20 protein-coding genes are annotated in these 19,544 nt (G+C 60.4%); 12 read left to right on the top strand and 8 right to left on the bottom strand.

Features of this window, described 5'->3' with window-relative positions:
- Positions 1–35: 35 nt before the first annotated feature.
- The 10 genes from AC1RME_RS02355 to AC1RME_RS02310 all read left to right on the top strand — a co-directional run bounded on the left by AC1RME_RS02355 (position 36) and on the right by AC1RME_RS02310 (position 9,284).
- Positions 36–1,430 (top strand): TIGR01777 family oxidoreductase, encoded by a 1,395-nt coding sequence (locus tag AC1RME_RS02355; RefSeq protein WP_096817247.1) that lies wholly within the window; start codon positions 36–38, stop codon positions 1,428–1,430.
- Positions 1,431–1,439: 9 nt separating this feature from the next.
- Positions 1,440–3,890, top strand: a complete 2,451-nt coding sequence (locus AC1RME_RS02350) for an alpha/beta hydrolase (protein ID WP_493090370.1) — start codon at positions 1,440–1,442, stop codon at positions 3,888–3,890.
- On the top strand, positions 3,887–4,399 hold the full coding sequence (locus tag AC1RME_RS02345; protein WP_256580563.1) for a hypothetical protein: 513 nt from the start codon (positions 3,887–3,889) through the stop codon (positions 4,397–4,399). Before AC1RME_RS02350 ends, AC1RME_RS02345 begins: the two co-directional genes overlap by 4 nt.
- 87 nt (positions 4,400–4,486) lie before the next feature.
- Positions 4,487–4,942 carry a hypothetical protein gene (locus tag AC1RME_RS02340; protein ID WP_493070485.1) on the top strand — a complete coding sequence of 152 codons (456 nt, stop codon included), beginning with the start codon at positions 4,487–4,489 and terminating at the stop codon, positions 4,940–4,942.
- A 4-nt stretch (positions 4,943–4,946) separates the two neighbouring features.
- Entirely contained in the window at positions 4,947–5,492 is a 546-nt protein-coding gene (locus tag AC1RME_RS02335) for a hypothetical protein (protein WP_493090368.1), read from the top strand.
- Entirely contained in the window at positions 5,479–6,327 is an 849-nt protein-coding gene (locus AC1RME_RS02330) for a tetratricopeptide repeat protein (RefSeq protein WP_493090366.1), read from the top strand. The genes AC1RME_RS02335 and AC1RME_RS02330 overlap by 14 nt, the downstream gene beginning before the upstream one ends.
- 2 nt (positions 6,328–6,329) lie before the next feature.
- Positions 6,330–7,088, top strand: a complete 759-nt coding sequence (locus AC1RME_RS02325; protein ID WP_493090364.1) for a lysozyme inhibitor LprI family protein — start codon at positions 6,330–6,332, stop codon at positions 7,086–7,088.
- 40 nt (positions 7,089–7,128) lie between these two features.
- Positions 7,129–8,238, top strand: a complete 1,110-nt coding sequence (locus AC1RME_RS02320; RefSeq protein WP_255261895.1) for a hypothetical protein — start codon at positions 7,129–7,131, stop codon at positions 8,236–8,238.
- Positions 8,235–8,840 (top strand): lysozyme inhibitor LprI family protein, encoded by a 606-nt coding sequence (locus AC1RME_RS02315; protein ID WP_096817259.1) that lies wholly within the window; start codon positions 8,235–8,237, stop codon positions 8,838–8,840. Before AC1RME_RS02320 ends, AC1RME_RS02315 begins: the two co-directional genes overlap by 4 nt.
- A 12-nt stretch (positions 8,841–8,852) precedes the next feature.
- Positions 8,853–9,284, top strand: coding sequence for a hypothetical protein (locus tag AC1RME_RS02310; RefSeq protein WP_493090361.1), 432 nt, complete (start codon positions 8,853–8,855; stop codon positions 9,282–9,284).
- Positions 9,285–9,340: 56 nt separating this feature from the next.
- On the opposite strand, the gene AC1RME_RS02305 is transcribed toward AC1RME_RS02310, so the two are convergent.
- Positions 9,341–9,718, bottom strand: coding sequence for a DUF6124 family protein (locus AC1RME_RS02305; RefSeq protein ID WP_493090359.1), 378 nt, complete (start codon positions 9,716–9,718; stop codon positions 9,341–9,343).
- Between the two features lie 578 nt (positions 9,719–10,296).
- Between AC1RME_RS02305 and AC1RME_RS02300 the strand changes: the two genes are divergently transcribed.
- Positions 10,297–10,683: an SCP2 sterol-binding domain-containing protein gene (locus AC1RME_RS02300; protein WP_493090357.1), complete on the top strand. Its 387-nt coding sequence runs from the start codon at positions 10,297–10,299 to the stop codon at positions 10,681–10,683.
- Between the two features lie 141 nt (positions 10,684–10,824).
- On the opposite strand, the gene AC1RME_RS02295 is transcribed toward AC1RME_RS02300, so the two are convergent.
- The 6 genes from AC1RME_RS02295 to exbB form a co-directional block, all read right to left on the bottom strand.
- Positions 10,825–12,225, bottom strand: coding sequence for an aminoacyl-tRNA deacylase and HDOD domain-containing protein (locus AC1RME_RS02295; RefSeq protein WP_085708861.1), 1,401 nt, complete (start codon positions 12,223–12,225; stop codon positions 10,825–10,827).
- Positions 12,226–12,304: 79 nt separating this feature from the next.
- Positions 12,305–14,380, bottom strand: a complete 2,076-nt coding sequence (gene recG, locus AC1RME_RS02290) for an ATP-dependent DNA helicase RecG (protein WP_493090355.1) — start codon at positions 14,378–14,380, stop codon at positions 12,305–12,307.
- A 9-nt stretch (positions 14,381–14,389) separates the two neighbouring features.
- Positions 14,390–15,319 (bottom strand): hydrogen peroxide-inducible genes activator, encoded by a 930-nt coding sequence (locus AC1RME_RS02285; RefSeq protein ID WP_007954418.1) that lies wholly within the window; start codon positions 15,317–15,319, stop codon positions 14,390–14,392.
- A 175-nt stretch (positions 15,320–15,494) separates the two neighbouring features.
- Positions 15,495–16,241, bottom strand: coding sequence for an energy transducer TonB family protein (locus AC1RME_RS02280; protein WP_096817268.1), 747 nt, complete (start codon positions 16,239–16,241; stop codon positions 15,495–15,497).
- Positions 16,238–16,666, bottom strand: a complete 429-nt coding sequence (exbD, locus tag AC1RME_RS02275) for a TonB system transport protein ExbD (RefSeq protein WP_096817269.1) — start codon at positions 16,664–16,666, stop codon at positions 16,238–16,240. The genes AC1RME_RS02280 and exbD overlap by 4 nt, the downstream gene beginning before the upstream one ends.
- A gap of 6 nt (positions 16,667–16,672) precedes the next feature.
- Positions 16,673–17,635: a tonB-system energizer ExbB gene (exbB, locus tag AC1RME_RS02270; protein WP_102620705.1), complete on the bottom strand. Its 963-nt coding sequence runs from the start codon at positions 17,633–17,635 to the stop codon at positions 16,673–16,675.
- 188 nt (positions 17,636–17,823) lie between these two features.
- Between exbB and AC1RME_RS02265 the strand changes: the two genes are divergently transcribed.
- On the top strand, positions 17,824–18,681 hold the full coding sequence (locus AC1RME_RS02265) for an SDR family oxidoreductase (protein WP_493090352.1): 858 nt from the start codon (positions 17,824–17,826) through the stop codon (positions 18,679–18,681).
- 66 nt (positions 18,682–18,747) lie between these two features.
- On the opposite strand, the gene AC1RME_RS02260 is transcribed toward AC1RME_RS02265, so the two are convergent.
- Positions 18,748–19,488 (bottom strand): putative periplasmic lipoprotein, encoded by a 741-nt coding sequence (locus tag AC1RME_RS02260; RefSeq protein WP_096817275.1) that lies wholly within the window; start codon positions 19,486–19,488, stop codon positions 18,748–18,750.
- Positions 19,489–19,544: the final 56 nt, after the last annotated feature.

Genomic DNA, 19,544 nt, shown 5'->3' with positions numbered 1-19,544 from the left:
CTCCCCGCCCTCAAGGAATACGCTCAGGACACGGAATGCCAGCCCCCTCTTTCTCTCTTCGCTCCGCGATGGTGCTTTGGCTGTATGCCGCGGCAATCGTACATGTGCTAGCCGGTCTCACGCTGACCTGGGCCGGTCATTCCGGATTACTCGACGGCTATTTGCACACCCTCGAACTCGCCTTCTGGGGCGCCGATGCGGTTCCCGCCGCCGGCCACGAGCAGCAGGTGTGGTGGCTCGCACTGTTCGGCGCGACGCTGCAAAGTTATTCGTTGTACATGCTCGCGTTGGTGCATCTCGGCAACCGTCTTAGAGCTCCCGCAATTTGGGGATGGTTGATGGCGGGCGTGCTGTTATGGGCGCCGCAGGACATGTGGCTTTCGGCGCAACAGCAAGTCTGGTCGCATCTGTGGCTCGACGGTTTTGCGCTGCTGGTGCTGTTGCCGCCGCTGATCTGGTTGTTGCGTCATGATCGTCGGAAGTCTCCGCCAGAAAGGGCCGTGAGCAAATCCAACCCGTTTGCCGGCGGCGCCTACAAGCGGGTACTGATCACCGGTGGCACCGGGTTTATCGGTGAAGCCGTGGTCAATCAGTTACTCGACGCCGGCCACACGGTCAGCGTGTTGGCTCGGGATCCGTTGAAAGCGGCGACCCTGTTCGATGGTCGCGTTCGCTGTGTGCGGTCGTTGAGCGAACTCGGCTGCGACGAACCCTTCGACGTGGTGATCAACCTCGCCGGCGCACCGGTCGCGGGACCGCGCTGGAGTCCCGAGCGCCAGGCGCAACTGATCGCCAGTCGGGTCAACACCACTGAAGCGTTGATGACCTGGCTGAAAAACGCCAGGCACAAACCGGCGCTGTGGATTCAGGCCTCGGCCATCGGTTTCTACGGCGTGCGTGATGCCAGTGAAAGCCTCGATGAACAGGCCAGTAGGGGCGACGGTTTCATGGCCGAGCTCTGTGCGCGTTGGGAAGCCTCGGCGCAACCCGCCACGCAGTTTGGCGTGCGTCAGGTCGTGTTGCGCCTCGGCGTGGTGTTTGGTCCGGGCGGTGCGCTGCTGCCATTGCTGATTCCGTTTCGCCTGGGTTTCGGCGGGCGCATGGGCGATGGTCAGCAGATCATGAGTTGGGTGCACCGCGACGATGTGATTCAGGTAATCGCTCGATCCTTCCACGATGAAAATTTGCGCGGCACCTACAACATGGTCGCGCCTGAAACGGTCAGTCAGGCAGCGTTCGCCGAGAACGTTGGCAAGGTCCTCAAGCGCCCGGTGTGGTTCCACATTCCAGCAGCGCCAGTGCGTGCGTTGGCCGGGGAAATGGCTCAGCTGTTCTTCGACGGTCAGCGTGTGGTGCCGCAGCGTTTGAGCGAGGCGGGCTACACGTTCCGCTATCCGACCCTCGACGCCGCGCTGCGCGATCTGGCCTGAGGATCGCCCATGAGCAAGCCTCTGATGTACCTGCTGGCCGGCAACGGCAGCGCCGCCGATTGGTGGGATGACGCGCTGCCGCATTTTCAGCGTTACGACGTGGTGCCGCTGGAGCTGCCGGGCTTCGGCGCCAACCCGCAGCCGCCCTGCGAGGATCTGGCGGCTTACGCCCAGACCTTGCTGACGATGACGCAAAAGGGCAGCGCGATCATGGCCGTCGGGGTCAACGCGTTGCTGGTGCTGCATGCACTGCAACGTCGGCCCGGGCACTTTTCTCGCAGTGTGTTGCTGGCGCCGGTGGGCGCCTTTTTGTGGCAGCGTCGATTGCCGGCGCTGATGTCACCGCTGCCGATCCGCAAGTCCATTCACTGGCTGCTGTCGAACAAACCCACGCTGTTCGCCCGCAAGTTTTCCAACCAGACCTGGACGCCCGCGCAGTACCAGCGCATGGGCGCCGGTTATGCGCGCTGCCGTGCGTTTGTGCCGCACTGGGATCTGATCCGTGCCGCCACCGCGCTGCCCTTGCTGGAGTGGATCACCGACCCGGTCGAACTGGTCTGGGGCGATCAGGACAAGGTGCTTGGCATCGAACAAGCGGCGGCATGGTCGGCGATTCTTGCGCGCGCGGATCTGACCATCAGCCTGAAACCCGGTTGGGGTCATTACCCGTGGATCGACGCGCCCGCGCAGTTTGCGCAGTGGCTGGAGTCGGGCGAGCGCGGCTTCGTCGCGCACACCAAGGGCGGGCGTTTGCGTCTGGCGGAACTGGCCCGGCAACCGGTGCCGACGGCGCTGACTCTCAACGATTGCAACGATCCGCGACTACCGACCTTCCTCGCCAGCCAACCACAGGCGACCTGGGCGGTGCGTTCCTCCAGTTACGGCGAAGATCAGGCCGACTCGGCGAATGCGGGTTTGAGCACGACCTATCTGCGCGAGCCGGCCGCCAACGTGCCAGCGCGCATCGCCAAGCTGACTGTCGAAGGTGTCGAGGAAGTGGTGGTGCAGCGCTTCATCACGCCGCAGGTGTCGGGCATCGCGTTTGTGCGTCATCTGTCGGTGGAACTCGAATGGGTTGAAGGTCATCTTGAGTCCCTTGCCGACGGCCAGATCAGCCCGGAACGAGCGACGCTTTCGCGGCTCGGCGATGCCTGGCGCAGCGGCACGTTCACGGCCACCCATGGGTTGGCCGAAGACGTGCTGTGGCGCTTTCTCCAGGATGTCTTGCGGGTGTTTCACTATGTGCCGGGCGATGTCGAATGGGCCTGGGACGGTACGCAACTGTGGCTGCTGCAATACCGGCCGATCAGCGACTACGGCTGGCGCCGGCACCTGACTGCCGCCAACATCGCCGAGATCCTGCCGCCGCAACCCAGCGTGCTGGTGGAGTACGCCCAGCGCCGGGCCGCCGCGAGCATTCCGGCGATCATGGCCCGTTGGGATGCGCGGGTGTTGCAGGACAACGAACCGTTCACGGCGGTATTTGGCGGCGCGTCCTACATCAACAACGACCTGTTTCTCGCACGATTGGCCGACTGGGGCATCAGCGCCAGCAACTATGCCGGTGAAGTCGGCGGCGCGACTCCACATCTGCCGTGGCGACCGCTGCGGATGATGCGTTCGCTGCCGTTGTTTTTGCGCATGCAGCGTATCGCTCGCGGGCATTTGCTGAGCCTTGAACACGGCTTGCAGCGCTTCGACAAAGAGCTGACCGACCTCGTCGCCCAGGGTGCTGACGGTCAGCAACTGGCCGACTGGTTCACCCGGTTTTATGTGTTCGTGGTACAGGGCAATCTGTGCATCGCCACGGCGCTGGCCAGCAGCGGCGGGGACTGGCTGGGCCGACCACCCACCGCTTACGACAACCTGGAAAACAGCCCCCATCGACTGCCATGGGAGACCGATCCCGCCACACCTCGACCCGCGTCGAACGCGCTGCCCTTACAGGCCTTCCCGCAATGGTCAGGGCTGATTCACCTCGCTCACTCGACCGGCCTGCCGGGCCTGCGTGGTTACTACCTGCAAGTGCGCGAGTGGTATCGCGACAACCTGATGCGCATCTTCTTCCGCCTGCATCACGCCATGCCGCTGGCGGATCGCGATCACTGGTTTGCGCCGCACCCGGACATCCGCACGCGCGACGGCAGCTTCTGGCAGGACGGCCGCGAAGGTGCCGAACAGGCCACCGGGTTCATGATTTACCCGGGGCAGGTGAGGGGCATTCTTGGCGCCGACATCTTGCTGGAAGACACCCTCGATCCGGGGCGTCATGCGCACTATCAGGCCGCGCGGGCGGTGATTGCGCGAATGGGCGGGCGGTTGTCGCATGGTTCGACGTTGTTGCGGGAACTGCGCAAGCCTTCGGCGGTGATGCCGCAGGTGGATCTGGCGTGGATCGGGTGCGAAGTGTTGTATCGGGATGGTGAGCTGGAATTGATGAATTCGAAGGATGTGAAGTGAAGCGACTGTCGTTGATGTGTATGGCCTGGTTGCCGATGGCGAGCATGGCGATGGATGTGTGCAATTCCGAGTCTGATACCAAGCACTTTCTCTCTCAGTGGTCAGAGAGTCGAGATAACAAGCCTGACGACATACTTTCCGGCCTCCACAAGGACCAATTTTCTGTGGAGTACGGCAAGGTTGTGTACCGCGGTGATCTCAATGACGACGGTCAGGAAGACTTCATTTTCACCTCCTACTCAAGTCGCGGATCAGCGGGTGACTCAACCTTCGCCTTCCTGATCCAGTGCCATGGTTACTTGAAGCATGTCGGTGGAGATTATTTCGCCAGAGTGAAGGTCTTGGATGGTCCGCCCAAGAACGGCGGAGACTTCAAAGACATCGCAATCTATTCCTACGTCAGGGATAAGCGCGACCAGATCAGTTACATGGGAAAAGACGCGTTAACTCGGCGTCATCTATGGCAATTCAACCCGCAGACACAGCGTTATGAAGGTCAGTCCGAGTAAGCCAACGGTTTCCCACTGCAGTTATGGAGTTAGTACTTGAAAGGATTTTCGATTGTTCTCGGCAGCTTGCTATCAGCTGCCTCTTCCATGGCATTCGCCGCCGATCCCGACTTCAAGGATTACGCCGTCACCCCCGTTTTCAGCGGCCCCAACCATGAACCGGTGCAGCAGGAACAAAGCAACCCGGTCATGGACGGCACCCGGGCGAAGGCCCTGCAAGGCAAGGTCAACTTCGCCGGCCATTACATCCTGTACAGGTTCGGCTGTGGCGGCGGCGCCATTTGTGGCGAAGTGCTGGACGCCCAGACCGGTGATGTCGTTGGCGGTCTTCCGAATGCCTATGACGGCAGCACTTTCGACACGACGTATTTGCCCGATAGTCGCTTGATCATCATTTCCGGCGTCACGCTCGATGGTGAAGAAGACACCCAGGGAAAACGCCTGGAAAACCGTAACCGGGATCGGTACTACGAATTCGTAAACAATGAGTTCCGGCTGCTTGGCATGACCAACGTGGAATCGCCGTCAATTGATGAGGAATGAGTGGATGAACCGACTACTCGCGGGCAGCCTTTCGCTGTTGCTCTCGTTTCCAGCTTTCGCTGCTCCCAAGGACGCCTACACCCAGCGCGATGTCATGCAATGTGGCGGCGTTGAAGTGGTGATGGTGTCGTCCTGCCGATCCGTGACGGTGGATGACGCGGAAACCCACCTCATCCCGGTTTGCTCCGACCAGACGATCAACATCGGCGGCAAAGTCTTGCACCGCAACATCGACAAGGTTTCACAGCTCACGTCTGACGGTAAGAAAGCGAAGATGCTGAGTAACGTTGTCGTGGCGATGGATTGTGTGAAAGGAACCAAGGGCAGTCTTGTTTCGATAGGTGGCTACGGCGGTTGCGGTGCCTGTCCTGAATGGCACGGGTATTACTCGACAGTGGGGCGATTGGAGCAATACAGCTTCGATAATAATCAGCGCTCATTTGGTTCGAAGGGGTCCTGGGAAGAACTGATCAAGGCTTATGGCGTGACCAAGAGGCAGCTGCAGTCGGAAAGTCCCTCGGTTAAAAGGATCGACTATGGGCAGCCTTAAGCGGGTATTGATGATCGGCAGTCTGTGCAGCGCTATGAGCGCCTTTGCCGAGGACCCGCCGATAGTCGGTGTCGACGGGCACACGGTGTCGTTTCGGGCTACAGAATGGACGATGCCCGGTGTGGATTCGGCGACCGCATGGTTCACCGCCAATGGCAAAACCTTCCCGCTCTTTGGCGCCGATATTGGCGCCGATGGGCACTCCAATATGCTCAGTCCTGACAAGAAAACCTTGCTGCTCGACCCAGTGATATTCGGCATGTTGTCGGACGAAAATGGTGAAGAAAAGTTGGTGTCGCAACAGCATTGCACGGTTATCTCAATGGAGACTGGTTGCGTGTTGGCTGATCGTTCGGCCACTTTTTGTGTCGGGCAGTGGAAGGGCAATCAATGGGTTACCGAAGACGGCGATGTGCTCACTCCCGCCCTGGAGACGAGGTCTCCAAAGGACTTGCTGAAACATGTCACAAGTAACGAACTGGCGCAGTCTCGCGCAGAGTCCATCGAATGGGGCCTGGTCTATTTAAGTCCGGAGTCCTACATGGCGTGTCATGCCCCGGCGCAAAATGTTCAGGCCTATAACGACTTGGGCTTTTACCTGGCCGAGGGCGGTAACGATGAGCTTGCACTGAAGTTTTATCGCGGCGTTGAGGCCGTCGGTAAACGCACAGTGCTGATGTTGAACATCGCCGACTCACTCTGGCGCCTTGATCGCAAAGACGAAGCGCAGCGCTATTACAGCCAGTACCGCGACGCGATGAGCGCCGACGGCAAGGCGCAGAAAATACCTCAACGCGCAGTTGAGCGAGCCGTCATTCAGGGAACGAAACATTGAACATGTTTGTGCGCTTTATCGCGTTGTCCTTAGGCCTGCTGTCCGCTTCAATCGCGCTCGCTGAGGACAACTGCAAAGTCATTACGGTGAGCTGGCAATACGACCAATGCGTGGAAGCCGACCGCAAGAGCGCCGATGCAAAACTCAATGCCAGCTACAAACTATTGATGACTCGATTTGAGTCTCAATGGAAGCGTGAGCCTGAACAAGCGAAGGCATACATGGCCATGGCCAGAGACTCGCAACGCGCGTGGATCAAGTTGCGCGACACCACATGCCCTCTCGAAGCCATAGAGACTGAAACCGGATCCAAGGCATATACCACGCTGACCAATAACTGCATCGCCAGAATGAGTCTGGAGCGAGCCGCTTATCTGGACGCTGTCGCGCCGGATGATCCGAGTGAAGTGGTCGATATCGCCAAGGTTTCCAACTCTGCCTCTCAACGCTTTGGTGATGTCGTTGCTCGTTATGTCACCGCGTTTGGTAGTCCGTGCCTCGATGTGCAAATTCTTGCGCCGGACGGCAATTGGAGGGTGTTGTCGTCCAGGCGCTTTTGCAGTTTTGACGGCAAGTCGTTCAGGTCGGGTTATAGCTATGCCGGGTTTGAGGATCACGTCTTTGCGGACGACGGTTTGCACGTGACGCTTAGCCTGACAGAGCTTCGTCCTACCGGCGAAAAACGCCTCGCCTGTGTAATTCCGATTCAGAACGAGCAAATCAAAGAGCTGAAATGCGGCGCACCTAAGTCCGGTTCCTAGTCGGCCAGGTTCTCCCGCGGCGTATCTGGACATCATCTGAATGAATCAAGGATCGAAGAAAGTGAAACGCGTTTTGCAGAGTGTTCTCTGCGTACTTACTTGTTATGTCATCGTCCCGGGTTCTCCCGCACTCGCTGCGCCCCAAGTCCTCAAGGAAAGCCCGGCGAGCCTGCTGGGTGATGGGACACGGCAAAATGTGTTCATTCTGGCGGGAGATGCGGACGAGGCGTCCAACCGGTTATTGATTGCGCCGGTGCAAGCACGTAATGAGGACATATTGCTCGATACGTCCAAGGCGTTGCCTCTGACGAAGAGTCAGTACTCGTCTGTTCTTCTGGATAGTTTCAGCGTTCGGGTTTTCAAAGGTCGGCCCGGTGCCATGACGGTTGTGAGTCCACTAGAGGAAGAGGCTCTGGTCAAGCAGCGGTTCGTAGACGCGGGGGACTACATTGCGCTGGTAACCAACGAAGAAGACAATCCGGTTTATAACTTCAATCTTTTGTTCACCTTCAATAACGGCTCAAAGCAGTTTGAGCTGAAAAAAGTGCTGCAAGTGGCCAATAACGACTCCTGCGATCGCTCGGTTGTGAGCGTAGCGGAGTTTCCGATTGAGACGCTGGGCCCAACCACTCTGGCTTCGTTCAACGGCCTCGAAGCACTTAAAAAGTTGCGGGCTGCATACACTGGCGGCTCTCAGGGCGGTTATAAAAAACTGATGACGGTCGATTCTGCTGATCTGTTGGATATGGCGCTGGCAGCCTACCGAAAGGGTGATGACTTTTCCTTCAAGGATACGATGAGTTACGCGTTGATGGACGGTGGCTCGCATGACACGTGCCCGCCCGACAGCTACATCGTCGAAAAGTACTACTATCCGCAGCGTCCCGGTTGGTCCAACGACTTCGGTTTTCTACTCGGCGAAGCGGGGTATTACGCCGAGTCGATTAAGTTGCTGAATGCAGTGATTGCCAACAACCCGGGCCGGACAGTTGCCTATCTGAATCTCGCTGATAGCTATTGGGGTGCGAACGATAAAGAGCGGGCATCGGCGGCGTACAAGCAATACGCGTCGCGTATGTCGGACGCGGGAAAGGCTTCGAAAATTCCTGCTCGGGTAGCTGAGCGCAGCGCCGGAGTGTCCGGATCATGATCAAACTCAAGGCGTTCTTTGGGCTGGTTGCGAGTGCTTCTTTGGCTGCTTTGCTGGTTCCTGCGCATGCTCAGGAAGCCTGCAATCCCGACAGCTTTTCCAATCCCGATATGATTATTTGCGGTCAGCAGACTTTCGAAAAAGTCGATGCAGTGCTGAATGAGCAATACAAGAAAGCGCTGGTCAGTTTGGCGCCCACCGACAAGAAGCAACTGACCGATGTGCAAAAAAAGTGGGTGCGCTTCAAAGAGGCCTATTGCGAGGATATCTATCAGTCGGCCTTGCCCGGTGCAGAGGCGCCCATCGAAAAGCTTGGGTGCCTTGTGCAAACGACCAATGCCCGGTTGGGGGAATTGGTTGCTCTACAGACTGGCATGATGATTGATGGCTTCTACAAAGCGGCATCCGCAATGGCCGGGGCCGGTGAGAACCGGGAGAAGGAAATGGTGGCCTCAATGGAGCGATTGGGAGGGGCTGAGCTCGATGATCCGCTATTTAAGCAATACGCTAGTGGGCACTGCGAAATGAGCGAACGTGTGCTCCGGGAAGATTTGGTCTATTGCACGGCGCGAATGCGCTTTCAGTTACCTCTGAACCGTTAAGGATTGATCGGTTTGAAATCATTGTCTGTGTTTCTTCCTGCGTTTTTACTTCTCTGTCCACTGATGGCCCACAGTGAGATCAAAGCGGAGGTTTATTGCTTTCGCTCGAAAGAGGGCAAAAGCATCAATTTCGAATTCAGAACCTACTACGACTCCGTTTTGAAATGGAGCGGAGCGGGGGTCAGGTACAGCACCTCGAAGAAAGCTATTGATCTGGTTCACCGCAGTACTGAACAAGAAGAGTTGTTGTATGGGCGTCCGTATCAGTACACGACGACTTGGGTTGAAGTGGCTGACGGTGCGCTGACAGGTGAGTATCAAATGGTCACTCAGGGCGGCCGGGTGGATGGGATGACTTACACAAACTACAAATCTGGAAAAAAGTATTCGTTTGACCACGCTTTCAACATGGAGCCGTCACCAACAGCGGGCTGTCAGTGGTGAGTCGTAATCACTGAAGAAGGGGACTCAACGCCCCCTTTTTTCCGCCCGTCATTCAGCTACGGCTTTGCTTGGTAATCTCGAAACTCAATGTGATCGAGCGTGCCTTCCACCATCAAGCGCACGCCGTCCGCCATTCTGCTCAGGCCCAGTGCCATCGAGCGGCGGGGGCCGTCGAGGTCGTCGGCCAGGTTGGCGGCGAAGGCGCTGATGGACAGGAGGTCTTCGGAGGCGTTGGCCATGAGGGCTTCGGCGTCAGCGTTGGGGCAGAGGGCGAACAGGCCGCCGAGGCGTTTGGGGCGTGGGGTGGTGGGTTTGAAATGGTGGTCGAGGGCGCGTTCGGCGGCTTCGTGGAGTTTCTTTGAATCGGGGGATTCGTAGGGGGAGGTTTCCGGGTTTTCTGGAATTTCGGGGGGATTCGGTGTTGGTTTGATCATTAGGTCTTGCTCCATGTTTTAGGAGCCGACACCGTTTTCGCTCGCACTTCGAAAGTGGTGGCAGCTGTGCATAGGTGTGCAAGACCGGTGGAGCTATCCGGCAGGCTTGGAAGCCTCCCACACACAGCCGCCATAACGATCCGCGAGCATAGGAAAATGCCTGATGAATTGCCATAAGCGATTGTGTGCCCCATCGGACTTGCACGTCCGAGTCACCGATTTTGCGGTGACACACAGAGGCTATCGATGATGCTCAAGTTCGCCTAGTTCATGGACAGCACCGCAGTTTGAAGGACATTTCCCAAGGATTTGCGGGGTAGAGGAACAAGAAACCATTGCTATCGGCAGCTCCTACAGGAATGTGTTTCTTCAGGTGTAGGACGGGGGATGGTGTGACGCGGAGCGTCACGGGATGCATTCCCACGCAGAGCGTGGGAACGATCAGGCTCAAGGCGTGACTTGGCAGTCATCATGCGAGAAAAGACCTGCATCGTCTTCTATCAGTCTTGGATAGTGGCGAATCCGTCCGAATCCCTTACACTTCCCCAGCCGTTCATTTTCCTTTTGAGGCTGTGCGCATGAAATTTCGTTTTCTTCTGTGGATGCTGGGTCTGTTGATGGGTAAGGCCAGTCGGACAAATCCTGCGTTCCAGCAGCAGTTGGGTGACAAGGATCTGGTGTTTCAGCTACAGACTCTGGACGGGAAAGTGGCGCGGTATTTCGTGGTGAAGGATCAGCGCATTACCAGCAAGTCCGGGGTGGTGACGGAGCCGGCGTTTGCGATTGCGTTCAAGGATGCGGCGTTCGGGTTTGCCACGATGCAGGCAAAGAACAAGCAGCTGGCGTTCATGCAGGGGATTCAGGACAAGTCGATCCAGCTCAAGGGCAACCCGGCACTGGTGATGTGGTTTCAGGGGTTGATGAAGTATTTGAAGCCGCGGAAGGCCAAGCCGAAGGCTGCTTGAGTCTGAGGTGAGGCGGTGACGCGGAGCGTCACGGGCTGCATTCCCACGCAGACGGTTCGACGCCTCGACGTGGGAACGATCAAGGCAATAAAAAAAGGCCCCACACTCGTTTGAGTGTGGGGCCTTTCTTATGGGCGCAAATCAGGCCTGGCTGAACTGCGAAGCCAGTTCACGCAACAACACTTCAGCCTCAAGCACTTTGCTGACGACGTCATTGGCCTTGTCGCGAGTCAAACCAACACGCTCCAGCAGCGCATCCGGAATGTCTTCATCCGGCCCGGAGCCGATCCCGCGACCGCGCAGCAGGCGCACGGCCAAGCAGACGAGGTTCGGGTATTCGGCGTAGGCGCCGTCGTAGTTCGGGTCGTGCTGGAAGCGCAGGGCGGTGGCCAGTTCGTCCGGCATGTCCCAGTAGCGCATCAGCCAGGAGCCGATCTGTTCGCGGCTGATGCCCAGCAGGTGTTGCTCGACATAGCTGTGGCACAGGTGCGGGTTGACCTCCAGGTGGCGGCAGATCAGCGAGAAGTGCGGCGGGAACACGTGGGCCAGCAGCAGGTAGCCGAAGTTGTGCAGCAGGCCGGCGAGGTAGGTCAGGCCGGCTTCCGGGCGCTGGGCGCGCGGCATGGCGCGGGTCAGGCCTTCGATGACGGCGGCGGTGTAGATCGACTGCTGCCAGTACGGCGTGGTGTGTTGCGGGTGATCCTTGGGCAGGCTCAGGGTCTTGCCGAGGGCCAGGCCCAGCGCCAGGTTGATCACCAGATCGAAGCCCAGCACGCGGACGATCGCGTCTTCCACCGAACGGATCTTGCCCGGCGAAGCGTAGTACGGCGACGCCGCCCAGCTCACCACTTGCGCCGCCAGCGCCGGGTCGGTTTCGACCACGCCGGTGATGTCGTCGATGGTGGCGTTCGGGTCGACGCGCAGCTTGATGATTTTTTGTGCGGTTTCGGCCAGCGGCGGAATCTCGATGGTCGCTTCCAGACGCTGCTGGATGCGCCGCGCGGTGAACGCCTGCACGGCCTGGGTGATTTCCTCGCGGTCATCGTCCGGGCGGTCGAGGTTCGGGCGGATGCTGCTCAGGGCTTCGCCGAAGTTGGCGGCGCTGGCCTTGGTCAGCATGGTCTTGAAGTCTTCGCTGGCGATTTCCAGCAGCAGGCCCGGCTCGCCGGAGTTGATCAGCAACTTCGGCTCGCGCAGCAGGCTTTCTTCGTAGAGGCACGGCGAGCTGGTCAGCGCCGGCAGGCCCGGCAGCAGGCTCAGGCTGTGTTTGCCGAGCATCTTTTCCAGGCGCTCGGTGGACACGGCGGTCAGGCGACGGCCCGTCAGCTCGGCGAGGCGGTTGAGATCCAGCAACTGGCTCTGTGGAAACAGCACCATCAGCGCACCGACTGCGTCGTCCAGCAACACGGCCTGCACTTTGCGCGAGGCGTTGAGGCCGTGGTGGTCGAGCACTTCTTCGTAGGCGACGCCCAGCTTGTTGAGCAGCAGCCGAATAACAGACGGAGCGTGCGGGGATTCGGGGGCGAGAGCAGCTTCGGTCATGGTCTGTATCCGTTTTTGAAACAATTGCTGGAGTATAACCAGCTTGGTTGGAACGAGCTTTGAGAAACTGCGACGGTGCTCACACTTGGCCGTATTGCTGCCCGTGTCGCAGCCATCGGTCGAGCAGCGGGCTGACGTGGGTGGGCCAGCGTTCGAGCAATGCCTGGGCGGCATCGCGCACGGCGGGCAGCAGATCGGCGTCGCGCATCAGGTCGGCGACCTTGAATTGCAGCAGACCGGTCTGGCGGGTGCCGAGCATTTCGCCGGGGCCGCGCAGTTCGAGGTCTTTTTCGGCGATGACGAAACCGTCGTTGGTCTCGCGCATGATGCCCAGGCGCTGGCGGCCGATCTGTGACAGCGGCGGATGGTAGAGCAGCACGCAATGGCTGACTGCGCTGCCCCGGCCGACGCGGCCGCGCAACTGGTGCAGTTGCGCGAGGCCCAGACGCTCGGGGTTTTCGATGATCATCAGGCTGGCGTTGGGTACGTCGACGCCGACTTCGATCACGGTGGTGGCGACCAGCAGTTGCAGGTTGCCGGCCTTGAATTCGGCCATGACGGCGGCTTTCTCGGCGGGTTTCATGCGGCCGTGGATCAGCCCGACCTTCAGCTCGCCAAGGGCGGCGGTGAGGTCTTCGAAGGTGGTTTCGGCGGCCTGGCAGGTCAGCTCTTCGGACTCTTCGATCAGCGTGCACACCCAATAGGCCTGACGGCCCTCGGCGCAGGCGCTGCGCACCCGTTCGATGACTTCGACGCGGCGGGTATCGGTGACCAGCACGGTGTTGACCGGGGTTCGGCCGGGCGGCAGTTCGTCGAGGATCGAGGTGTCGAGGTCGGCGTAGGCGCTCATCGCCAGCGTCCGGGGAATCGGCGTGGCGGTCATGATCAATTGATGCGGGCACATGCGCCCGCCGACGCCTTTCTGCCGCAGCGCCAGACGTTGTTGCACGCCGAAGCGGTGTTGTTCGTCGATGATCACCAGCGCGAGGTTCTTGAACTGCACTTCGTCCTGAAACAGCGCGTGAGTGCCGACCACCATCGGTGTGCCACTGGCGATCTGCTCCAGCGCGGCGACGCGGTTCTTGCCCTTGAGCTTGCCGGCCAGCCACGCCACGTCGATGCCCAGCGGTTCGAGCCAGCGCTTGAAGGTGATGAAGTGCTGCTCGGCGAGAATCTCGGTCGGCGCCATCAGTGCGACCTGATAACCCGCCTCCAGTGCTTGCAGCGCGGCGAGGGCGGCGACCACGGTTTTACCCGCGCCAACGTCGCCCTGAATCAGCCGCAGCATCGGTTCGTGCTGGCTGAGGTCGTAGGCGATTTCGTTGCCGACCCGCTGCTGAGCGCCGGTCGGGTTGAAGCCGAGGTTGGCCAGGTATTTCGCCGGCAGCTTCGTGGCTTTCGGCATCGCCGGTGCGCGCAGGGAGCGCATGCTTTCGCGCAGGCGCTGCTGTGACAGTTGATGGGTCAGCAGTTCTTCGAAGGCCAGGCGATGCTGGGCCCAGTGATGGCCGAGGGCGAGTTCATCGACGTCGGCATCGGCGGGCGGGTTGTGCAGGTAGCGGATCGCGTCGGCCAGTGGCGCAAGTTGATAGTCGCGGGCCAGTTCGGTCGGCAGCCAGTCGGGCAGGGTGGCCGGCTTGAGCAGGGTCAGCGTCTGCATGCACAACTGGCGCAGACGGGCCTGGGTCAGGCCTTCGGTCAGCGGGTAGACCGGGGTCAGGGTTTCATCCACCGGCGGCGGTTCTTCGCCGTTGATGGCGCGGTATTCCGGGTGGTAGATCTCCAGCCCCGAGGCGCCGGGCCGGGCTTCGCCGTAGCAGCGAATCCGCGTGCCGCGCTTGAGGCCTTCTTTCTGCGCGTTGCTGAAGTGGTAGAAGCGCAGGCTCAAGCCGCCGGTGCCGTCCTGCAAGCGCACGACGAGGCTGCGGCGCCGGCCCATGACCACGTCGGCGCCGCTGACGGTACCTTCGACCACGGCGTCCTGCCCCGGCCGCAATGCGCCGATCGGTACCACGCGGGTGCGATCCTGATAACGCAGCGGCAGGTGGAACAGTACGTCCTGAAGGTTTTCCAGGCCGACCTTGGCCAGTTTCTCGGCCATGGCCTCACCGACACCCTTGAGTGCGGTGACCGACACCTGCGACAGCTCAGACATGACGCTGGCTTAACCGGCCGTGACCGGCGCGGCGGGTTTGGCGACCGAGCACAGGCGAATGGAGTCGGCGAGGATCTCGATGGCTTTCGGCCTTGGGAAGCTTGCGCGCCAGGCGATGGCCACGGTGCGGAACGGCACTGGTGCCGACAGTGGACGCACTTCGATCACGCCCGGGGCGTAGTGATGGCTGTCCACCGCCGACAGCGGCAGGATCGAGATGCCCAGGCCGGACGCGACCATATGGCGAATGGTTTCCAGCGAGCTGGATTCGACCGTGGTGTGCTTGGCGCCGTCGTTGCCCTTGGTCAGGGTCGGGCAGGCTTCCAGAACCTGATCGCGGAAGCAGTGGCCTTCACCGAGCAGCAGCAGGCTCTTGTCGTTGAGCAGGGCGGCGTCGATGGATTCTTTCTGGGTCCACGGGTGCTGGGCCGGCATCAGGACGTAGAACGGCTCGTCGTAGAGTTGCAGGGTCAGCACGTCGGCTTCGTTGAACGGCAGGGCGATGATGATCGCGTCCAGTTCGCCGTTGCGCAGTTTGTCGCGCAGCACGTGGGTGAAGTTTTCTTCGATGTACAACGGCATCTGCGGGGCGACCCGGTGCAGTTGTGGAATCAGATGCGGGAACAGGTACGGGCCGACGGTGTAGATCGCGCCGACTTTCAGCGGGGCGGTCAGCTGGTTCTTGCCGGCCTGGGCCAGTTCGCGGATGCCTTGGGCCTGCTCCAGCACTTTTTGCGCCTGGGCGACGATGCCTTCGCCGACCGGGGTCAGGCGCACGGCGCTTTTGCTGCGCTCGAAAATCAGCACACCGAGTTCGTCTTCAAGCTTTTTCACGCCCACCGACAGGGTCGGCTGGCTGACGTGGCAACGCTCGGCCGCGTGGCCGAAATGCTGCTCTTGGGCGAGGGTAACGATGTAGCGTAATTCTGTGAGGGTCATAGCAAGCGTCCATGAAGATGCGGGCCAAGCATACCGGCTGCAATCGATAGACGCACGTTATCAGACTGAGTGATGAATGCGACACCGGGCAATGTCGGTTTGCCGTTTGCAGATATGAGAAAGGCACCTTTCGGTGCCTTTCTGGCGGGATCGAGCCGTGTTCTGCCAGTGCAGATCAGCGGCGGCGTTCCAGCGAGTAAACAAACGGCGCAACAATTTCGATCGAGCCATTGGTCAACATGTCGGCCGGTGGCTTGGGCAGCGGTTGGGCGCGGCGGATCATGTCCAGGGTGGCCCGGTCCAGATCGGCGTTGCCGGAGCGGCCCACCAGTTCGAACGACAGCACGTTGCCTTCGGCATCGACCACGAAACGCAGCCGGTTCAAGCCTTCCTTGCCCCGCGCTTGTGCGCTTTGCGGGTACTTCTTGTACTTCTGCAAATGCGCGAGCAGGGTGCCCTGCCAACTGGCCTTGGCCGCCAGTTGTGCTGGCGACGGGCCCGGTGCCGGCTGGGCGGATTTCTCCGTCGGCGCCTGGGTCTGCTGAGTTTCTGCCGGTTTTTCCTCGGAAGGTTTTTCCTTCACAGGCTCCGGTTTCTTCTCAACCGGTTTTGGCGGTTGCGGTTTCGGCTTGGGCTTCACCGGCTTGGGCACAGCAATTTCTGCCTTGGGGGCTTCGGCCAGCTTGGGGATCGGCAGTTCTTCGACCGGAGCCGGTGGCTGCGGTGGCGTGACGACTTTCGGCGGTGCAGGCGGTGGCGGGGCCGGAACCGGTGCCAGCTCGACCATCATTGCCTGGGGCGGCAATTCGATGGGCGGGCGGGCGGTCCAGTTCAGCGCCAGCGCGATGGCCAGCGCATGAACGCCCAGCACCACGGCCAGGCTACCGCTGTAACGCGTCAGCTTATGGCGCGTCGTGATCATTTCTTGACTGCGCTCTCGAGTCCGACCAGACCGACCTTCAGGTAACCGGCGGCGCGCAGGTTGTCCATCACGCTCATCAGGTCGCCGTAGTCCACGCCTTTGTCGGCCTGGAAGAAGATCGTCGTGTCTTTCTTGCCTTTGGTCCGGGCGTCGAGGGTGGCGCCAAGCGCTTCGGCTTTCACCTCGTCTTCGCCGAGGAACAGGCGCTGGTCAGCTTTCACGCTGAGGAACACCGGTTTCTCCGGCCGCGGCGCCGGTTTGGCGGTCGAGGCAGGCAGGTCGACCTTGATGTCCACGGTGGCCAACGGAGCGGCCACCATGAAGATGATCAACAGCACCAGCATCACGTCGATGAACGGCGTGACGTTGATTTCGTGGTTCTCGGCCAGATCGTCGTCTGCGCCTTCTTTCAAATGCAGGCCCATGGCCGATTACCCCACTTTCACCATGTGCGGTTGCGAGCTGCTGCGCTCAGGCTGGTGGTCGAGGTCGCGGCTGACCAGCAGCAGGACTTCTGCCGACGCATCGGACACCTGAGCCTTGTAACCGGCGATGGAGCGGGCGAACACGTTGTAGATCACAACCGCCGGAATTGCAGCGACCAGACCCAGTGCGGTGGCCAGCAGCGCTTCAGCGATGCCCGGGGCCACGACGGCGAGGTTGGTGGTCTGGGTTTTGGCGATGCCGATGAAGCTGTTCATGATGCCCCACACGGTGCCGAACAGACCGACGAACGGTGCGGTGGAGCCGATGGTGGCGAGTACGCCGGTGCCGCTGCTCATGTTGCGGCCACAGGCAGCCACCAGACGCTCGAGGCGGAAGCTGACGCGTTCCTTGATGCCTTCTTTCTCGCGTGCGTTGGTCGACAGGCGCATCTCTTCAAGGGCGTCGTGAACCAGCAGGTTGGCGAGGGTGCCTTCCTTCGCCGCAGTGGCGCTGGCTTCTTTAAGGGTGGTGGCTTTTTTCAGGGCGGCGATTTCGCCACGCAGGCGACGCTTGGCGCCCATCAGCTCAAGGCCCTTGGCGATCCAGATGGTCCAGGTGATGATCGAAGCGATGGCCAGGCCGATCATCACGATTTTCACGATGATATCGGCGTTCTGGTACATGCCCCAAGGCGACAGGTCGTGGGCCATGCCCAGGGTGTTGTCGGCTTCGAGGACTTCAGGTGCGTCTTCGGCGCTGGCGTCCACGGCCTGAACCGGGTCGGTCGCGGCCGGCGCTGCGGCAGGGGCGGCCGGTGCAGTCTGCTCGTGAGCGGCTGGAGTGGCCGGCGTCTGGGCGTCAGCGAAAGCGGCGGTTGGCGCCAGCATCAGGCTGAGGAGCAGGGCAGCCACCGCGCTCCAGGCGCGAGGTCGTTTGGTTGGCGAAGCGGGGATTTGATTGCGTGTCATGCTGGCCGGACCTGAGATAGAAAAACGGTGATGCTCTTCCAGGCCTCGTGAGGCCGAGAACAAAAGTGGCGTGCATTATTGCAAGTAATTCTTGTTAACAAAAGTAATAGAGTTGCTTTTTTTCCTTCATTGCTAGCCGCTCGTCCCCTGCCAAGGCTAGTCTGTCGCTTTCCGATGGGAGATTTTTGATGTCCGCGCCCTCTGTTTTGATTGCCGGTTGCGGTGATGTCGGCAGCCGTCTGGCAAAGCAATTACTGGCTGCCGGTTTTCAGGTGTATGGCCTGCGCCGGGATGTTTCACGTTTGCCGGAAGGCGTTATCGGTGTGGCCGGTGACTTGTTCAATGAAGATTGCCCCGAGACCTGGCCGGTCGGCGCCGTGGATTACCTGGTGTATTGCGCGGCTGCGACCGAGCACGATGAAGCCGGTTATCGCGCGGCTTATGTGCAGGGTTTGCAGCATGTGCTGGAGTGGTTGAACGACTACGGCCAGGTGCCAGACCGGCTGCTGTTTGTCTCCAGCAGCAGTGTTTATGGACAGCAGGACGGTGAGTGGGTCGATGAAAAATCCGAAACCATTGCCGCTGGCTACTCCGGTCGGTTGATGCTGGAAGCCGAGCAGGTTGCGCTCAGCAGCGGCATTCCGGCGAGTATCGTGCGTCTGACCGGCATTTACGGCCCGGGCCGTGAATGGCTGCTGACCCAGGTGCGTCGTGGCTATCGCGTGGCGGTCGATCCGCCACTGTATGGCAATCGCATTCATGCCGATGACGCGGCGGGGTTGCTGGCGTTTCTGCTGGAGGCGGATCGCAAGGGTGTGGCGCTGGATGACATCTACATCGGCGTGGACGATACGCCGGCACCGCTGGCCGAGGTAGTGGCGTGGCTGCGCGAGTATCTGGGTGTCACCGAATGGTCGGAAGACGAGAGCGTGCGTCGAACCGGCAGCAAGCGTTGCAGCAATGCCCGGGCGAAGGCGTTGGGCTGGGTGCCGGCGTATCCAAGTTATCGCGAGGGGTATGCCGCGATTCTTGAAGGTCGCTGCTGACTTCCTTCCGGACGTAAAAAGGCGGGAGCAATGGCTTGCTTCCGCCTTTTTTGTTTCAAGCGCAGATCACTGCTTTTCGAGCAACCACTTGCGTTCGCCGGGGCTGAACTGCGGTTGTTCGTCCGCCAGTGCCGTGTTCACGGCCTGCAGGATTTCCAGTTCCTTGCCCTTGCGCACAAAGATCCAGTTATTGCCCTGACCGTTCTGCTGCAGCCACATGCTGTCGTTGCCGCTGCTCATCGATGCGCAGTCGCCCGCCAGACACAAGGCATAACGGTCGGCACCGGGCAGGCCGGAGACTTGTCCGTCGGCCTGGAATTGCACGGTGGCGCCTTCGCCCTGGCCGCTGGCGATCTTCCAGTTGCCACCCAGATAAGCTGCGTAGAGTGCGCGCTCGAAGCTGGCACCGATCGGTGCGCCTTCCGGCACGGGGATCTGGGCACGGTCGAAGAGCTGCTGTGGTTCGTTTTCGCTGGCGGCCTGGTGCAACTGGCCACCGTCGCGCTTCAGCTCGCTGCCGGAGCTGCCGTAGAAATCGACTTTCCAGGCGCCGGACTGTTCGCCCAGCAGCCGTCCTTCGACGTTCTCAAAACCGTTGGTGAAGCGGGCCTGACTGGCCTTGGTGTTGATGTCCCATTCCAGGTTCGGGCCGTAGGCCTGAAGCGCTTCGCGCAGGGGGCCGCCCTTGGCGGCGGCATCGATGGCGACCTGGTTGATCCAGGTGCCGCTGATGTCACGGTCGGCAGGGTTGCTGGCGCAACCGCCGAGGAAAATGGCGAGCAGCGAGAGAGCAAGCGCTTTGCGCATGGTGGAATCCTTTCAAAACCTTTTCTTTACCGCAGAGCAGTCGGCGCGACCTTGAA

It is taken from the genome of Pseudomonas sp. GW822-FHT03F08, assembly GCF_058801265.1.
The sequence above is the reverse complement of the archived record's forward strand: the minus strand, read 5'-3'. Positions and strand labels throughout refer to the sequence as shown.

Excerpts from the sequence above, each read along its gene's own strand:
- AC1RME_RS02325 (WP_493090364.1), top strand. The coding sequence starts at position 6,330 with ATGTTTGTGCGCTTTATCGCGTTGTCCTTAGGCCTGCTGTCCGCTTCA.
- AC1RME_RS02300 (WP_493090357.1), top strand. The coding sequence starts at position 10,297 with ATGAAATTTCGTTTTCTTCTGTGGATGCTGGGTCTGTTGATGGGTAAG.
- AC1RME_RS02285 (WP_007954418.1), bottom strand. The coding sequence starts at position 15,319 with ATGACCCTCACAGAATTACGCTACATCGTTACCCTCGCCCAAGAGCAG.
- AC1RME_RS02355 (WP_096817247.1), top strand. The coding sequence starts at position 36 with ATGCCAGCCCCCTCTTTCTCTCTTCGCTCCGCGATGGTGCTTTGGCTG.
- AC1RME_RS02280 (WP_096817268.1), bottom strand. The coding sequence starts at position 16,241 with ATGATCACGACGCGCCATAAGCTGACGCGTTACAGCGGTAGCCTGGCC.
- exbD (WP_096817269.1), bottom strand. The coding sequence starts at position 16,666 with ATGGGCCTGCATTTGAAAGAAGGCGCAGACGACGATCTGGCCGAGAAC.
- AC1RME_RS02315 (WP_096817259.1), top strand. The coding sequence starts at position 8,235 with ATGATCAAACTCAAGGCGTTCTTTGGGCTGGTTGCGAGTGCTTCTTTG.
- AC1RME_RS02305 (WP_493090359.1), bottom strand. The coding sequence starts at position 9,718 with ATGATCAAACCAACACCGAATCCCCCCGAAATTCCAGAAAACCCGGAA.
- exbB (WP_102620705.1), bottom strand. The coding sequence starts at position 17,635 with ATGACACGCAATCAAATCCCCGCTTCGCCAACCAAACGACCTCGCGCC.
- AC1RME_RS02295 (WP_085708861.1), bottom strand. The coding sequence starts at position 12,225 with ATGACCGAAGCTGCTCTCGCCCCCGAATCCCCGCACGCTCCGTCTGTT.
- AC1RME_RS02340 (WP_493070485.1), top strand. The coding sequence starts at position 4,487 with ATGGCATTCGCCGCCGATCCCGACTTCAAGGATTACGCCGTCACCCCC.
- AC1RME_RS02350 (WP_493090370.1), top strand. The coding sequence starts at position 1,440 with ATGAGCAAGCCTCTGATGTACCTGCTGGCCGGCAACGGCAGCGCCGCC.
- AC1RME_RS02265 (WP_493090352.1), top strand. The coding sequence starts at position 17,824 with ATGTCCGCGCCCTCTGTTTTGATTGCCGGTTGCGGTGATGTCGGCAGC.
- AC1RME_RS02335 (WP_493090368.1), top strand. The coding sequence starts at position 4,947 with ATGAACCGACTACTCGCGGGCAGCCTTTCGCTGTTGCTCTCGTTTCCA.
- AC1RME_RS02330 (WP_493090366.1), top strand. The coding sequence starts at position 5,479 with ATGGGCAGCCTTAAGCGGGTATTGATGATCGGCAGTCTGTGCAGCGCT.
- AC1RME_RS02320 (WP_255261895.1), top strand. The coding sequence starts at position 7,129 with ATGAATCAAGGATCGAAGAAAGTGAAACGCGTTTTGCAGAGTGTTCTC.
- AC1RME_RS02260 (WP_096817275.1), bottom strand. The coding sequence starts at position 19,488 with ATGCGCAAAGCGCTTGCTCTCTCGCTGCTCGCCATTTTCCTCGGCGGT.
- recG (WP_493090355.1), bottom strand. The coding sequence starts at position 14,380 with ATGTCTGAGCTGTCGCAGGTGTCGGTCACCGCACTCAAGGGTGTCGGT.